General features: G+C 51.1%; 14 protein-coding genes. 12 read left to right on the forward strand and 2 right to left on the reverse strand.

The genetic code is table 11. The features are described 5' to 3' along the window. The first annotated feature begins 638 nt into the window (after positions 1–638). Complete coding sequence (locus JGF26_RS14125) at positions 639–1,142, forward strand: non-heme ferritin-like protein (protein ID WP_028018597.1); 504 nt, start codon at positions 639–641, stop codon at positions 1,140–1,142. Positions 1,143–1,299: 157 nt separating this feature from the next. Beyond that, positions 1,300–2,643, forward strand: coding sequence for an anaerobic C4-dicarboxylate transporter (locus tag JGF26_RS14130; RefSeq protein WP_028018596.1), 1,344 nt, complete (start codon positions 1,300–1,302; stop codon positions 2,641–2,643). Between the two features lie 42 nt (positions 2,644–2,685). On the opposite strand, the gene JGF26_RS14135 is transcribed toward JGF26_RS14130, so the two are convergent. After that, positions 2,686–2,937 carry a DUF2766 family protein gene (locus JGF26_RS14135; RefSeq protein WP_028018595.1) on the reverse strand — a complete coding sequence of 84 codons (252 nt, stop codon included), beginning with the start codon at positions 2,935–2,937 and terminating at the stop codon, positions 2,686–2,688. 231 nt (positions 2,938–3,168) lie between these two features. Here JGF26_RS14135 and yecR point away from each other — a divergent pair, with 231 nt between their 5' ends. From yecR to tyrP, 3 genes are all read left to right on the forward strand, one after another. Then, positions 3,169–3,507, forward strand: a complete 339-nt coding sequence (yecR, locus tag JGF26_RS14140; protein ID WP_128347508.1) for a YecR family lipoprotein — start codon at positions 3,169–3,171, stop codon at positions 3,505–3,507. Between the two features lie 202 nt (positions 3,508–3,709). Further along, positions 3,710–4,207, forward strand: a complete 498-nt coding sequence (ftnA, locus tag JGF26_RS14145) for a non-heme ferritin (protein WP_028018593.1) — start codon at positions 3,710–3,712, stop codon at positions 4,205–4,207. Between the two features lie 248 nt (positions 4,208–4,455). Continuing rightward, positions 4,456–5,667, forward strand: coding sequence for a tyrosine transporter TyrP (gene tyrP, locus JGF26_RS14150; protein WP_114979694.1), 1,212 nt, complete (start codon positions 4,456–4,458; stop codon positions 5,665–5,667). Positions 5,668–5,700: 33 nt separating this feature from the next. On the opposite strand, the gene JGF26_RS14155 is transcribed toward tyrP, so the two are convergent. Further along, complete coding sequence (locus tag JGF26_RS14155) at positions 5,701–6,369, reverse strand: YecA family protein (protein WP_028018591.1); 669 nt, start codon at positions 6,367–6,369, stop codon at positions 5,701–5,703. A 425-nt stretch (positions 6,370–6,794) separates the two neighbouring features. Here JGF26_RS14155 and JGF26_RS14160 point away from each other — a divergent pair, with 425 nt between their 5' ends. The 7 genes from JGF26_RS14160 (at position 6,795) to JGF26_RS14190 (ending at position 15,228) form a co-directional block, all read left to right on the forward strand. Then, entirely contained in the window at positions 6,795–7,916 is a 1,122-nt protein-coding gene (locus JGF26_RS14160; protein WP_028021355.1) for a branched-chain amino acid ABC transporter substrate-binding protein, read from the forward strand. Between the two features lie 100 nt (positions 7,917–8,016). Next, entirely contained in the window at positions 8,017–8,931 is a 915-nt protein-coding gene (locus JGF26_RS14165) for a branched-chain amino acid ABC transporter permease (protein ID WP_028018589.1), read from the forward strand. A 10-nt stretch (positions 8,932–8,941) separates the two neighbouring features. Further along, a complete protein-coding gene (gene livM / locus JGF26_RS14170) occupies positions 8,942–10,216 on the forward strand; it encodes a high-affinity branched-chain amino acid ABC transporter permease LivM (protein ID WP_134708041.1) in 1,275 nt (424 codons plus the stop codon). Continuing rightward, entirely contained in the window at positions 10,213–11,088 is an 876-nt protein-coding gene (locus JGF26_RS14175; RefSeq protein WP_134708040.1) for an ATP-binding cassette domain-containing protein, read from the forward strand. The genes livM and JGF26_RS14175 overlap by 4 nt, the downstream gene beginning before the upstream one ends. Beyond that, positions 11,085–11,801: an ABC transporter ATP-binding protein gene (locus tag JGF26_RS14180; protein ID WP_049006585.1), complete on the forward strand. Its 717-nt coding sequence runs from the start codon at positions 11,085–11,087 to the stop codon at positions 11,799–11,801. The genes JGF26_RS14175 and JGF26_RS14180 overlap by 4 nt, the downstream gene beginning before the upstream one ends. A gap of 553 nt (positions 11,802–12,354) precedes the next feature. Next, complete coding sequence (locus JGF26_RS14185) at positions 12,355–13,833, forward strand: DUF1254 domain-containing protein (protein WP_134708039.1); 1,479 nt, start codon at positions 12,355–12,357, stop codon at positions 13,831–13,833. 12 nt (positions 13,834–13,845) lie between these two features. Further along, positions 13,846–15,228 carry a DUF1254 domain-containing protein gene (locus tag JGF26_RS14190; RefSeq protein ID WP_134708038.1) on the forward strand — a complete coding sequence of 461 codons (1,383 nt, stop codon included), beginning with the start codon at positions 13,846–13,848 and terminating at the stop codon, positions 15,226–15,228. Positions 15,229–15,339 lie beyond the last annotated feature (111 nt).

A 15,339-nucleotide genomic window follows, 5' to 3' on the forward strand; every position in this document is an offset into this window, starting at 1 on the left:
CCCATCACACCGCAGAATTACAGTAATTGCGTACATAAATTCAGCGAAAAATGACATAAAAAAGGCAGGATTTGTCAGACAAATGAAAGAGGGTTAAGCAGAATTATCCATAAGATTAGCTAAGAAATCCCTGACACCGTCCGCCGGGAAAAATGGCAACCAACGAAAAAAAAGATCAAACTGCGTTTCATCACAAATGCGCGGGAACCACATCAGACTGTTATTCTGCAGAAATTGATTTAGCGCAATTTTTCCCGCGTATCATATATTCGCAATGAATAATCCGTATTTCATTTTTTCTCAGAGCATTATTCCGACTTAATATTTACGGAAGAACATTAGCATGCCACAAATTAAAATAACAATTAATTATCAATGGTTTATGCTTTATTTACTTTATGAAAATCCATTTGCAAATTTGTAGTATTTTAATTTTTGTAATGTATGGTAAAAATAAGGTGCTTAGGAGTTTTCTTACCCCGGAGACAAGGGTATGCTTATTTATATCGAACACAGGAAGTGAATTTTAGGTCGATTTTAGATACTGCGGAAATTGTATATCTGCGAGTTCTTCGTCAATGCCTGACGCTCAGGTTAAGCAGCGGACATCTCGTCCCACAGTCAATAAGGATATGAGTATGGCTACCCCAACGATGATGCAAAAACTAAATGCGCAGATGAACCTTGAGTTCTATGCGTCCAATCTGCACCTTCACTTAAGTGCGTGGTGTGCTGAGAACAGTCTTACGGGTTCAGCAACATTTTTCCGTACTCAGGCACAAAGTAACGTCACGCACATGATGCGCGTCTTTAACTTCATGAAGGCCGTTGGCGCCAATCCTGTTGTTAAAGCCCTTGATACCATTAATGATGACTACTCCTCCCTGGAAGAACTGTTCCAGAAAACGCTTGAAGAGTATGAGCAACGTTGCACCACTCTCAGTAAACTGGCCGATGAAGCCAAAGCGCAGCAAGACACTACCACCCTTAAATTCTTACGCGACATGGACAAAGAACAGCAGCAGGACGGCATGCTGCTGAAGATACTGGCGGATGAACTGCGCAATGCGCGACAGGCAGGGTTATGCCCGGAACAAACTGACCGTCACCTGCTCGACATTGTGACGGTGCAACATCACTGATCCCTTTTAACCTGCTCCCGTCCGGGCGCAGGTTTCCTATCTCACCGCCAACCTTCTGCTTTTGCTGAAATTTAACAAATCAGATCTTGCTCCCAATGATTATCCACACAACATGTAATGATTTATTTAATTACATAATCATTGACGAGGGAGCATCATGATCACCATCGAGTTTGTTGTCATTCTCCTCTGCCTGCTGACAGGTACACGTTTCGGCGGTATGGGGCTGGGGTTAATAAGCGGTATTGGGCTTTTTATTTTGTGTTTTGTTTTTGGGCTGCAACCTGGCAAGCCCCCGGTTGACGTCATGTTGACCATCCTCGCGGTGATTGGTTGTGCTGCTACTCTGCAGACCGCAGGCGGTCTCAATGTCATGATGCAATTTGCAGAGCGCCTTCTGCGTAAACACCCGCAGCACATCACACTTCTCGCCCCCTTTACCACCTGGATGCTGACTTTTCTGTGTGGTACCGGACATGTGGTCTACACCATGTTCCCGATCATTGCAGATATCGCCCTGAAAAAAGGGATCCGCCCGGAACGTCCAATGGCGGTAGCATCCGTGGCCTCGCAGATGGCGATTACGGCATCACCGGTTTCCGTTGCCGTTGTATCGCTGGTGTCCATCCTGGGCGCTCAGCATGGAATTGGCCATGCGTGGGGCATCCTTGAAATACTTGCAGTGTCAGTTCCTGCTTCACTTTTCGGTGTAGCCATCGCTGCCCTGTGGAGTTTGCGGCGCGGGAAAGATCTGGCCGACGACATGGATTTTCAGGAGAAGCTTAAAGATCCAAAGCAGCGCGAGTTTATCTATGGCGGAACAGAGACGTTAATGAATCAACGTTTTCCAAAACAAGCCTACTGGTCCACGTGGATTTTCTTTGCCGGTATTGCCGTAGTGGTGCTGCTGGGGGCATTCCCGGAATTACGCCCCGCCTTTGAGCTGAAAGGCAAAATGACGGCGCTGTCGATGAACCTTGTCATTCAGATGATGATGTTAATTGCAGGCGCCGTAATGCTGATGGCCTGCAAGGTCAATGCCTCTGCTATTTCTAACGGTGCGGTATTCAAAGCCGGAATGGTGGCGATCTTCTCGGTGTTCGGCGTGGCGTGGATGAGTGATACCTTTTTCCAGGCGCATCTTGACGAGTTAAAACTGGCGCTGGAAGGCGTTGTGAAAAGCCACCCGTGGACGTATGCCATTGTACTGTTTCTGGTGTCGAAGCTGGTGAACAGCCAGGCCGCAGCGCTGACGGCCGTTGCGCCCATGGGCCTGATGTTGGGTATTGAGCCGAAAATGCTGATCGCCTTTTTCCCGGCGTCATACGGCTATTTTGTCCTGCCGACCTATCCAAGTGATTTGGCCTGTATCGGTTTTGACCGTTCAGGCACGACCCGCATCGGCAAATTTATCATCAACCACAGCTTTATTCTGCCAGGGCTGATTGGTGTAAGTTGTGCGTGCGCGGCAAGCTACCTGCTGGTCCAGACGTTCTTCTGATGGCATTGAAGGGCGACAAATACTGTCGCCCATTTCCACTCTTCAGTGAGACTCACTCTGCGGCGTGAATCGCAGCTCAATCAGCGCAATGGCTTTTTGGATGGCACGAAGCGTAACCGGATCAGCCGCTGCCGGATGACTGGCGAAATCAATGTTTTTCAGCTGAGTTGACATCTTCTCGCGCACTTCAACCGGCGCAATAACGTCCAGGACATCAAGAATTTGTTTGATAACCAGCTGACAGGCGACAACGTCAGAGACCAGTTCCTGATCGGCACTCAGGTTTTGAGACATGGGGGCTTTCTCCTTATTTAAAGGCCGCCATAGTAGCAAAACGCAGGCTCTTTTATCTCCCCTTCGTCACGTACAGGTACAAAAAAACCGCCAATATTAAATGTACCGGATGCGGGTTACATTCAATTCCATCCCGTTGCAAAGAGAGAGGGCAGATTGTCCGGCTATTCCAGGCATTGCAGCAAACATCTGCAGGTACGATAACGTATTTCCATCCATTCAGAGCGAACCATGAAAAGAGTCATCGTAGCTGGCACGATCCTGCTGCTCGCGGGGTGTAGCATTAACCGCCAGGCTGAGGTCAGTAGTCTCGACGCGCCCAACGGCATAGTCCGCCTCGACTACGGCCAGGCGGCGCTACAAAATGCGTATTCTGATGAGTATGTGAATAACGGTACGGCGGTAAAAGCGTGTCAGAGCATGGGGTATGCCACCGCCTCTGCCTATGGCCAGCCCATCAAAACCTGCACGCTGATTAGCGGCTCTCTGTGTCTGAACGAGAGCGTGACTATCCAGTATAAATGTATGGGTTTTGCCGTTAACCCTAAGTCAAATAATCCGTGGTATTAATCAGGACTGCCAGTGTTTGCTGGCAGTTTATTTCATTACGAACAAAAATAATTCTCATTAATAAATATAAAAATCGTCAATGCGTTTTATTCCCATTCGTATTTTAAATAAAGAAATAAAAATTTTACGTTTTGCAAATAATTAAATAACAAATTATAGTATCGCTCATTGTGAATCAGAAATAATAACCAGGAGCGCCACTATGCTGAAAACTGAAATGATCGACAAGCTCAATGCACAAATGAACCTTGAGCTTTTTTCGTCCCTGCTCTACCAGCAGATGAGCGCCTGGTGCAGCTTCCACAGTTTCGAAGGCGCGGCTGCGTTTTTGCGTCGTCACGCTCAGGAAGAGATGACCCATATGCAACGTCTGTTTGATTATCTGACAGATACCGGCGCCCTGCCGCGCATTGAGAACGTGGCATCACCGTTTGCTGAGTACACTTCTCTCGATGAACTGTTCCGCGCAACCTACGAGCACGAACAATTAATCACACAGAAAATTAACGAACTGGTTCATGCGGCAATGACCAGCCAGGATTATCCAACCTTTAACTTCCTGCAATGGTATGTAGCTGAACAGCACGAAGAAGAGAAGCTGTTTAAATCCGTCCTGGATAAATTATCTCTGGTGGGTAAATCTGGCGAAGGTCTTTACTTTATTGATAAAGAGCTTTCTACCCTCGATACGCAAAATTAATTCCAGCGCGGTGCCGAAAATCGGTGCCGCGTTTTTTTACTTACATTCCCTGCATCAAAACCCTCATTGTATTTCCTGTTCCCCTTATTAACGTTACGTCTGGATGACGCCCCATGCATGATCGCAGAGCGCTCGATTTCGTAAACATTTCATTACACTACTTGTAACGGTGATTTGACGAGTTACCGCTTTTCCCTTACTCTGCGCCGCAGATTTTGTCGCGATTACGAATCGTTGTAGAGGAAAGCGTGAAAAACAGAACCCTGGGAAGTATTTTTATCGTCGCCGGAACGACGATTGGAGCAGGAATGCTGGCAATGCCCCTGGCAGCCGCAGGCGTGGGGTTTGGGATGACCTTGCTGCTACTTGGCATGCTCTGGGCGTTAATGTGCTACACCGCACTATTGTTGCTTGAGGTGTATCAGCATGTGCCAGCCGACACCGGTCTGGGTTCTCTTGCAGCACGCTATCTGGGACGCTACGGTCAGTGGATAACCGGCTTTAGCATGATGTTCCTGATGTACGCTCTGACTGCCGCCTATATTAGCGGCGCCGGGGAGCTCATCGCCTCCAGCGTCAATGACTGGTTCGGCTCCGATATTACCCCGGCAACCGGCGCCATTTTCTTTGCACTCATCGGCGGGGGTGTGGTCTGCGTGGGGACATCGCTGGTCGATCTGTTTAACCGTTTTCTGTTCAGCGCCAAAATTCTGTTCCTGATTGTGATGCTGGTACTGCTCGCGCCGCATGTACACAAGGTCAACCTGCTGACGCTGCCGCTGGAAAAAGGGCTGGCGCTTTCCGCGATCCCGGTCATTTTCACTTCGTTTGGTTTTCACGGCAGCGTGCCGAGCATTGTCAGCTATATGAACGGCGATATTCGCAAGCTGCGCCGTGTCTTTGTTATCGGCAGCGCAATCCCCCTGATTGCCTATATTTTCTGGCAACTGGTGACGCTGGGCAGCATTGACTCTTCGACCTTTATTGGACTGATGGCGCAACACGCTGGCCTGAATGGTTTTCTGCTGGCACTGCGCGAGGTTGTGACCTCTCCACATGTGGAACTGGCGGTACACCTGTTTGCCGACCTGGCACTGGCCACGTCGTTCCTGGGTGTTGCGCTGGGCCTGTTTGATTACCTGGCTGACCTGTTCCAGCGTCGCAATACCGCGGCTGGCCGGTTGCAGACGGGCGCAATTACCTTCCTGCCACCGCTGGCCTTTGCGCTGTTTTACCCGCGCGGGTTTGTGATGGCGCTGGGTTACGCGGGGGTGGCACTGTCGATCCTTGCCCTGTTGCTCCCTTCCCTGCTGGCATGGAAGAGCCGTCAGCAACATCCTCAGCAAGGGTATCGCGTGGCGGGGGGAAAACCGCTGCTGTGTATTGTATTTGGCTGTGGCGTGGTGATTATTCTGGTGCAGGTTTTGATTGCAGCGGGAATGCTGCCGGAAGTGGGGTAACTAAAAAAGGGGCTATCATCAGCCCCTTTTTTATCAGTGCAAACAGCAGCTCTTAAACTTCTTCCCGCTACCGCAAGGACACGGATCGTTACGCCCGACCTTCGCCCCATTCACAATCGGCTTCTTCGCTTCCGGTTGCTGCGGGTTGTTCACCCAATAATTGTACAAACGCAGTGCCGCAGGCTGGATGCTTTCAATGCTGGCTTTATATTCCTCTTCTGTCAGCGCATCCAGTTTCTCACTGTTCTCTTCCGTACCGTGCAGCGCAATCACATCCAGATCGGCCTTTAGATCTTCCGGCAAGGCAGACCAGTCCGTCAGCGCCACGCCGCGCATGTAGCCATAGCACCACTCTTCCACAACGGTATAGCTTTCACCGTCCACGTCGTTGTAACCAAACATCGGTTCAAACTGATCCGGGTATTCGCTCAGGCGCTCGGCGATATCGTTCATATGCTTAAAGCAGAGATCGATAAAACGGTTCATCTCACGATCGTTTTTCCAGCGTGGAATGTATTTCTCGCCACCCCACACCGCCACCAGCCAGGTATCGGGCTCGACGACAACGGGGCCAGAAAGCACTGCGGTAAGCATGCCGTCCAGTTCGGAGACGTCAATCACGGACGCATCGTCGTGACCGTAAGACATTAATGTCTCTTCAAGCCACTCCATTTCGCTTTCATTCAATGGGCCTTCAGTCATCGCTGACACTCCTGATAAAAAGGAAAGGATCCTACCACATATCGCACACCTTTCCGGGTTGAAGTTTAGGTCTTTATTGCTGCAAAAACGTGCAAATCGTGACTCCTGCACAACTTATGGGCTTTATTGTTAACGATATGTGATCTCCGCTGTAATTTCTTCTCCTCCCGCAAGGCGACATAACACGGGGCTCTATACTCAAACATGTCGCAAACCCATCAATGGGTTAACCATTCTGGCAACGTTTTTGCTTAATGTTCTTCGCGCGAAGTTGCGCATGGAAACCTCGCCGTATCACGCAGGATGCAGTCTGGATCTTGTTCGTTTAGTGCATTTTGTTCTTGCTCGTGTTTTGGACTGGCTGCGCCGTCGGGCGTTTGGGTATACGCCGTGGTGCAAAAACCTCTTTGCTAAGGAACATAATAATGTCGCTGAAATTTATCAGAACGCCTCTTTCTCTTGTGTTGGCCGGTTGCCTGGTGACCGCATTTTCCGCCCAGGCAGATATTGTGATTGGTGTCGCCGGACCATTCACAGGCCCCAATGCCACCTATGGCGATCAGTACTGGCACGGCGCAACGCAAGCCGCTGAAGACATTAATGCTGCTGGCGGCATTAACGGGGAGAAGATCAAACTGGTTCAGGGGGATGACGCCTGCGAGCCGAAACAGGCTGTGGCTGTTGCTAACCGTCTGGTGGACCAGGATAAAGTCAACGCCGTGGTTGGCCACTTCTGCTCCTCTTCCACCATGCCCGCCTCCGAGGTTTACAGCGATGCGGGGATTATTGCCATCACTCCCGGCTCGACCAACCCGCTGATTACGGAACGCGGTATGAGCGACATGTTCCGCATGTGCGGACGCGATGACCAGCAGGGCCAGGTCGCCAGCGACTTCATCATCGACAAGCTGAAAGCCAAACGTGTGGTGATCATTCACGATAAAGACACCTACGGTCAGGGTCTGGCTGACGCCACCAAAGCGGCGCTGGCGAAACGCGGGGTTCAGGATGTGATGTATGAGGGACTTTCGCGCGGTGAAAAAGATTTTAACGCGCTGGTGACGAAGATCGGTGCACAAAAACCGGACGTGGTGTTCTTCGGCGGCTGTCACCCGGAAGCCGGTCCGCTGGTTCGCCAGATGCGTGAACAGGGCGTGCAGGCGAAATTCTTCTCCGGCGACTGTATTGTCAACGAAGAGATGGTAACCGCCGCGGGCGGCCCGCAATACACCAACGGTATTTACATGACCTTCGGTAAAGATCCGCGCCTGATCCCGGACGGTAAAGCGGTTATCGAGAAATTCCGCGCCGGTAAATTCGAACCCGAAGGTTACACCCTCTATTCCTATGCCTCTGTACAGGCCATTGCTGCTGCCTTCAAAGCCACCGGTGGCAAGGACTCTGCCAAAGCCAGCGAGTGGCTGAAAGCCAATGCCGTCGACACGGTGATGGGCAAAAAAGCCTGGGACAGCAAAGGCGATCTGAAAGTGTCTGACTACGTGGTTTACCAGTGGGACGACAAAGGAAAATATAAGGAAGTGCAGTAACGGGACGGAATCACGCTCAACGCCGGCAGGCCAGCCTGTCGGCGCGTAATAAACATCAGGCTGCGTAAGTCGCGCAGCCTATAAAAACGAGCGCGCTAAGATGAGTACATTCTTCCTGCAACAGTTAATTAATGGCTTAACGCTGGGCTCCGTCTACGGCCTGATCGCCATCGGCTACACCATGGTTTACGGCATTATCGGCATGATTAATTTCGCCCACGGCGAAGTGTATATGATTTCCGCCTATCTCTGCGCCATTGGCCTGGCGCTGCTGTCATTCTTCGGCCTGCAGTCTTTCCCTCTGTTGATCCTCGGGACGCTGGTTTTCACTATTGTGGTGACCGGGGTTTACGGCTGGACCATCGAGCGAATTGCCTATAAGCCGCTGCGAAACTCCACACGCCTGGCGCCACTGATCTCCGCCATCGGGATGTCGCTTATTCTGCAAAACTACGCGCAGTTGAGCCAGGGCCCGCGCCAGCAAGGGGTTCCGACCATGCTGGATGGCGTTATTCGCCTGCATCTGGGGGAAGGGTTCGTTCAGATAACCTATACCAAAGTGTTTATTCTGGTCGCTTCATTTGCCGGCATGCTGGTCCTCACCTGGATAATCAACCATACCCGCCTGGGACGGATGTGCCGCGCGGTGCAACAGGACCGCAAAATGGCCTCCATTCTGGGGATAAACACAGATCGGATTATTTCGCTGGTCTTTGTCATCGGCGCGGCAATGGCGGGTCTGGCGGGTGTGCTCATCACCATGAATTACGGCACCTTTGATTTCTACGTCGGATTTGTCATTGGCATCAAAGCCTTTACCGCGGCGGTACTCGGCGGCATCGGTTCCCTGCCCGGGGCAATGCTCGGCGGACTTATTCTCGGCGTGGCGGAAGCCCAGTTCTCGGGCATGGTGAACTCGGACTATAAAGATGTGTTCTCGTTTGGGCTTCTGGTGATGATCCTTATTTTCCGTCCCCAGGGACTGCTTGGTCGCCCGATTGTGGCCAAAGTGTGAGGGAGCAACGATGACAAGCCACGGTTTTTCTCTCAAACGCTGCACTCTGGACGCCATTTTTTCCGGGCTGATTGCGCTGATTATCTTCGGTCCAATTGCGGGCGTGGTGCTGGACGGGTACAGCTTTAACTTCGCCGGGCAGCGACTGGCCTGGATGGTTGGCATTGTGATGCTGGGGCGCTTTCTGTTGAGCGCTTTTTTGGGTACTGCCACCGGAGCCCGTTTCCAGTCACGCTTTGAAGCCGATAGCGCGGGCGTGTATGTCCGCCCCCCGGAATACAAAAGCCGCATGCGCTGGATTATTCCTCTGGTGATTACCCTTGCGATTTGCTTCCCGTTTGTCGCCACCAAATATGTGCTGACCGTTGCCATTCTCGGGCTGATCTACGTGCTTCTTGGTCTGGGACTTAACATCGTCGTGGGTCTGGCCGGTCTGCTGGACCTGGGATATGTCGCGTTCTATGCCATCGGCGCTTATGGCCTGGCGCTGGGTTATGAGTATCTTGGGTTAGGCTTCTGGAGCATGCTACCGCTGGCGGCAATCATGGCCGCTGCCGCAGGTGCCCTGCTCGGTTTCCCGGTGCTGCGCATGCACGGTGACTATCTGGCCATTGTGACCCTCGGGTTTGGGGAGATCATTCGTCTGATCCTGAACAACTGGCTGACCTTCACCGGAGGGCCCAATGGTGTTTCAGCCCCTCCTCCTACCTTTTTCGGTCTGGAGTTTGGCCGTCGGGCTAAAGAAGGTGGAGTGCCCTTCCACGAATTTTTCCACCTGACCTACAACCCCAATATGAAGTTTATCTTTATCTATGCGGTTCTGTTTCTGGTGGTGATGCTGGTGCTCTATATTAAGCACCGCCTGACGCGGATGCCGATTGGCCGGGCGTGGGAAGCATTGCGCGAAGACGAAATCGCCTGTCGCTCAATGGGGTTGAACCATGTTCTGGTCAAGCTTTCGGCCTTTACGCTCGGTGCATCGACCGCCGGGATTGCCGGGGTATTCTTTGCGACGTATCAGGGCTTCGTGAATCCGACCTCATTTACGTTTTTTGAATCGGCACTAATCCTCGCCATCGTGGTGCTGGGTGGTATGGGCTCTACGCTTGGCGTCGTGCTGGCGGCCTTTGTGCTTACCGTCACGCCCGAGCTGCTGCGCAGTTTTGCCGAGTACCGGGTCCTGCTGTTTGGCATGCTGATGGTGGTGATGATGATCTGGCGTCCACGCGGTTTGATCCGCATAAACCGCAGCGGGTTTGCCGTGCGTAAGGGCGTTGCGCCATGAACGATATGATATTGCGCGTTGAACATCTGATGATGCACTTCGGTGGGATTAAGGCGCTAAACGATGTCAACCTGGAGGTGCAGCGTGGCTCTATTACCGCCCTGATTGGGCCAAACGGTGCGGGGAAAACCACCGTGTTTAACTGCCTGACGGGCTTCTACAGAGCCTCGGGCGGCAACATTTTATTTAATACCCGCAATAAAACGACCAACGTCATTCAGGTCCTCGGCCAAAAATTCCAGCCAGGTGACTGGATTAACCCCGCGCAGTTTGGGCAGCGTCTTTTCTACAAAATGTTTGGCGGAACCCACCTGGTCAACCGCGCCGGACTGGCGCGCACGTTTCAAAATATCCGGCTTTTTCGCGAAATGTCGGTCGTGGAAAACCTGCTGGTTGCACAGCATATGCGCGTTAACCGCAATCTTCTTGCCGGGATCTTAAATACGCCGGCATACCGCCGGGCGGAGAGTGACGCCCTGGACAGAGCCTTCTACTGGCTGGAAGTGGTTGATCTGGTGGAGTGCGCCAATCGCCTGGCGGGAGAGATGTCGTATGGGCAACAGCGGCGTCTGGAAATCGCGCGGGCAATGTGTACCGGGCCGGAGATGATCTGCCTGGATGAGCCCGCTGCCGGGCTTAACCCGGTAGAAACACATAAGCTGAGCAGCATAGTTCGTATTCTGCGCGATCATCACGACATCACGGTGTTGTTGATCGAGCATGATATGGGGATGGTGATGGAGATTTCGGACGACATTATCGTGCTCGACCACGGCGATGTTATTGCCAGAGGAAAACCCGAGCAGATCCAGCATGATGAAAAGGTCATTGCCGCCTACCTGGGTACGGACGAAAGCGAGGTCACCTTATGAACGAACCGCTGCTGGCATTTCGCGAGGTGGACGTGTTTTACGGCGTCATTCAGGCGCTGAAGCAGGTCTCCCTCGAGGTCAATAAGGGTGAAACCGTAGCGCTGATTGGCGCAAACGGCGCGGGTAAATCGACACTGCTGATGTCCATCTTTGGCCAGCCCCGTATCCGCAACGGGCAGATCCTTTTTGGTGGTGAAGATATTAGCCATAAATCCACCCACTACGTCGCGTCCGGCGGCATTGCGCAGGCGCCGGAAGGCAGACGTATCTTCCCGGATATGACGGTTGAAGAAAACCTGCTGATGGGGACTATCCCCATCGGCAATCAATTTGCGACTGAAGATATGCAAATCATGTTTGACCTGTTTCCGCGCCTCAAAGAGCGTCGCAAGCAGCGCGCGATGACCATGTCCGGCGGTGAACAACAAATGCTGGCCATTGCCCGGGCGTTGATGAGTCGCCCGAAATTGCTGCTGCTGGATGAACCGAGTCTTGGGCTGGCACCCATTGTGGTAAAACAGATTTTCCAGACGCTGCGCGAGCTGGCCCGCAACGGCATGACGATTTTTCTGGTCGAGCAGAATGCGCACCATGCACTGAAACTTTCTGACCGGGGATATGTGATGGTTAATGGCCAGATCCGCCTGAGCGGTAGCGGCGAGGAGCTGCTGGGCAATCAGGAGGTGAGGAAAGCGTATTTAGGTGGGGTTTGATTCGATACCCGTCATGGTTACAGCCCAACTGAGGGCGTTTGGCACACTGCAGGTATATTGATGAAACCCTTTTCACCGCTACTTATCTGGTATGCAGAAAAGTATGGTTATGTCTGGAGGAAGACTTTCTTAATTTCTACACGTTGATTTTATTCACAGCTGCGATTTCAACCACAACTTTAAATCGGCAGGTGAAAAACGTGGAGGTTTTTCTTCGTTAACTGATAAAAATCGCACAATTGCTATTCTTATATTCCGTAAACAACCAGTAAACCCCACCGCAGTTTCCACCGAGGAAAGCGCAAGCCACCCGGTGTCATTTTGATCGTTAAGCGCTGTCCGTTGCGCCTCCGTACAAGACTTTTTTTCATTTAGAAAGAAGAAAGCTTTTATTTCGAAGATTTATTAATAAATAAATCTAAAGATTACAAATTTTCAGCTTTAACTATCATTAAATGGCATTCGGCATTTTTCAGTGCCAGACGTTAATGTCCTCAGGGGTACAGAAGGCATTCGCTACTGGTTTTTCAGCTTATTCATTCAGGAATGTGTTATGAAAGTTCAGATAATCACATCTGCTGTTTTACTGGCACTGACATTTTCTCAGCCAGTATTCGCAGCCGATGCGCCTTTATCACCATTGATGAAACAACTCAATAACGGCAACTGGCTGGCACCTGATGAGGCGCAGTCGCTCAGCGACGAACTTTATTATCAGGATGCTATTCAGGTATACATTCAAACGTTGCCCCTTCTGAACACCATCGGGTTACGTGACGGATCGGAAGCCGCATTTGGCAAAGGGTACAATGTCCTGCCAATTTGGAAAGAGCGCATGGACAGCCGTGCCGTCGTGCCGACGCCAAACGGCGATGTCATCTATTCGATGAGTTATCTGGATCTTAAAGAGACAGGTCCGCTGGTTATAAAAGCCCCGGCAAATGTCATCGGCATGTTTACTGATTTCTTCCAGAAAACCATCACCGACGTGGGTGCTATCGGTCCTGACCGCGCTCGCGGTGGCTTGTATTTGCTGTTACCCCCAGACTATGAAGGGCCAGTGCCTCAGGGTTACTATGCCTTTAAATCATCAACTTATAACGTATTCCTCTTCTTCAGAACCATCATGGCAAAGGGTGATGGTAAACCCGATCCTGTCCCGGCGGTAAAAAATGCAGAAACGACGCGTATTTATCCGCTTTGGGATGTAGAAAAAGAGGTCAAGCCGATGCAGTTCCCGGACGCCAGCGGCAAGCGCGTCAATATGATGTATCCAACAGACGCCAGCTACTGGCAGAAACTGAAAACCTTCGTGGACTATGAGCCTTTAACAGCGATACCAGAAGCGACACGGAGCGCACTGTTAAGTATTGGGATGGTCAAAGGTAAACCCTTCAGCCCAACGGCGAAGCAGCAGGAGATGCTCAACAAAGCAGTCGCTACTGCGCCACGTATGATTCTGGCGCGCCGACAGGTTGGGCGAGATGACCAGCGGCAGCTGTACTACAAAGACAGACAGTGGGAAAACTCATGGGCAGGTGCTACCGCAGAATGGATGCAGTACGGCACACTTGATGCTAACCAGCGCGCGGCCTTCTTCCAGATTGCCTATTCCAGCGCGGCTGCGATGGTGATGCATACCACCGGAGCTGGCTCGAAATACCCTTTCGCCACCAAAGACAACACCGGTAAATTCCTGAACGGCAGTAATACTTACAAACTGCATTTACCGCCAAATCCACCAGCTGCTCTGTTCTGGGCGGTGACGGCCTACAACATCACTGATGGCACGATGCCTGAAACCGATCAGCTACTCCCTTCCACCAACGGTTACTACAACATCCCGAAAAACAATGACGGCTCTATCGATCTCTGGTTTGGTCCAAACAAACCTGATGGCGTAGCGGACAGTGCGTTTATTAAAACAGTCCCTGACCGTAATTTCCTTGTTGCCCTACGCCTGTATGGAACCGAGGACGGCTTCTACGATCAGACATGGATACCTGACGATCTGATTCAGACAAACAAATAATTGAGAGAAAATATGAATAAACATTACCTCGCCCTCTTCACTGCACTGACGCTCAGCGCCGGCGTATATGCGCAAACAGCACCGCTGACTATTCCGCATCCAACCCAGTTTGATCAGTTAACTCAGCCGTCTGCCGATGTAACGATGCCTGAAAGTTACGTAAAGGCAATTTCGCAGCAGGCCTACATTTGGGGCTGGCCAATGGTGAACCAATTCAACCGCCGGGAAACCATCACCAAAGCGCCCTATCCTGCACTTAATGGTGGGATGGTTCCAGTCGCGCCAATGGGTCAACTCAGCATGCTGACAGACTATATTAAACCAGAAGAAACCTTCGTCACCTGCCCCAATCAGGATGTCGCATATGGTCTGGGCTTCTTCGAGTTAGATAAAGAACCGATAGTTATTCAGGTTCCCGATTTTGGTGAGCGTTTCTGGGTTTACGCTCTCTATGACGCGCGCACGAATCAAATTGGTAATGTTGGTAAACCTTACGGCACCAAGCCTGGATTTTATTTATTAGTCGGGCCGAACTGGAAAGGCGAAACACCGAAGGGGATTGCAGGGATTATCCGTTCGTCTACTGAAATGGCCAACGTTATTCCGCGCGTACAGATGGATGATACCCCGGAAGATCGTAAAGCGATTCAGGCTCCAATAAAAGAAATCATGACCTACCCGTTAAACCAGTTTGACGGGAAAATGAAATCCTTTGAATACTCAAAAATTCCGGCTATTGGTGATAAACCAGATGCCAGCGCAGGCGAGACGCGCTGGGTGGTGCCTGAGAAATTCTTTGATCAATTCGCAAATGTGCTGGAAAAAGTGCCGCCACTGCCTGGCGAAGAGGCCATGTACGCTCAGTACCGCCATCTGGTAGAGGCCGGGAAGAAAAACCCTGAGGTGCGCAAATGGATGGATGAAGCGGCCATCGAGACGGATAAAACGGTTATTGCAGAATTCTTTAAATGGAAGAATAACGGCGTACCTGCCGGCAATGGCTGGAACCGTTCTAAAAATAACGCCGAGTTCGGCGTGGACTACTACAACCGAACCGGCACCTCCAAATCGAATATGTTCGATAACAAACCGAACGAAACCCAGTATTTCTACACCGACAATGATGCCGCAAACGTACAGCTTTCCGGAGCCCATGACTACACGGTAACCTTCGCAAAAGGCGAACTTCCTCCTGTAAAAGGGTTCTGGTCACTCACGCTTTACAACAGCAAGCATCTGTTTAGTCCAAATGAGCTTAACCGTTACTCTCTGGGGACGAAAAATAAAAATCTGAAGTACAACGATGACGGCTCTCTGACACTGTACGTCAGCAAAAATCGCCCATCAGAGGATAAAGTGAATAACTGGCTTCCGGCACCTGTCAACGACGGGTAAAAAGTGATCCACTAACCGTCACCACCAACGGTTTAATATTGATCCACCTTATTTACTCAGGATTAGCTTCCGCTATAACCCCGGCCTTTCGTTTTTGCTTCAGTCGATAGC

Origin of the sequence: Enterobacter sp. E1, from assembly GCF_016809815.1 — a bacterium.
GTDB lineage: Bacteria > Pseudomonadota > Gammaproteobacteria > Enterobacterales > Enterobacteriaceae > Enterobacter > Enterobacter adelaidei.

Coding starts and splice junctions, on each gene's coding strand:
- JGF26_RS14125 (WP_028018597.1), top strand. CDS start 639: ATGGCTACCCCAACGATGATGCAAAAACTAAATGCGCAGATGAACCTT.
- JGF26_RS14130 (WP_028018596.1), top strand. CDS start 1,300: ATGATCACCATCGAGTTTGTTGTCATTCTCCTCTGCCTGCTGACAGGT.
- JGF26_RS14135 (WP_028018595.1), bottom strand. CDS start 2,937: ATGTCTCAAAACCTGAGTGCCGATCAGGAACTGGTCTCTGACGTTGTC.
- yecR (WP_128347508.1), top strand. CDS start 3,169: ATGAAAAGAGTCATCGTAGCTGGCACGATCCTGCTGCTCGCGGGGTGT.
- ftnA (WP_028018593.1), top strand. CDS start 3,710: ATGCTGAAAACTGAAATGATCGACAAGCTCAATGCACAAATGAACCTT.
- JGF26_RS14155 (WP_028018591.1), bottom strand. CDS start 6,369: ATGACTGAAGGCCCATTGAATGAAAGCGAAATGGAGTGGCTTGAAGAG.
- JGF26_RS14160 (WP_028021355.1), top strand. CDS start 6,795: ATGTCGCTGAAATTTATCAGAACGCCTCTTTCTCTTGTGTTGGCCGGT.
- JGF26_RS14165 (WP_028018589.1), top strand. CDS start 8,017: ATGAGTACATTCTTCCTGCAACAGTTAATTAATGGCTTAACGCTGGGC.
- livM (WP_134708041.1), top strand. CDS start 8,942: ATGACAAGCCACGGTTTTTCTCTCAAACGCTGCACTCTGGACGCCATT.
- JGF26_RS14175 (WP_134708040.1), top strand. CDS start 10,213: ATGAACGATATGATATTGCGCGTTGAACATCTGATGATGCACTTCGGT.
- JGF26_RS14180 (WP_049006585.1), top strand. CDS start 11,085: ATGAACGAACCGCTGCTGGCATTTCGCGAGGTGGACGTGTTTTACGGC.
- JGF26_RS14185 (WP_134708039.1), top strand. CDS start 12,355: ATGAAAGTTCAGATAATCACATCTGCTGTTTTACTGGCACTGACATTT.
- JGF26_RS14190 (WP_134708038.1), top strand. CDS start 13,846: ATGAATAAACATTACCTCGCCCTCTTCACTGCACTGACGCTCAGCGCC.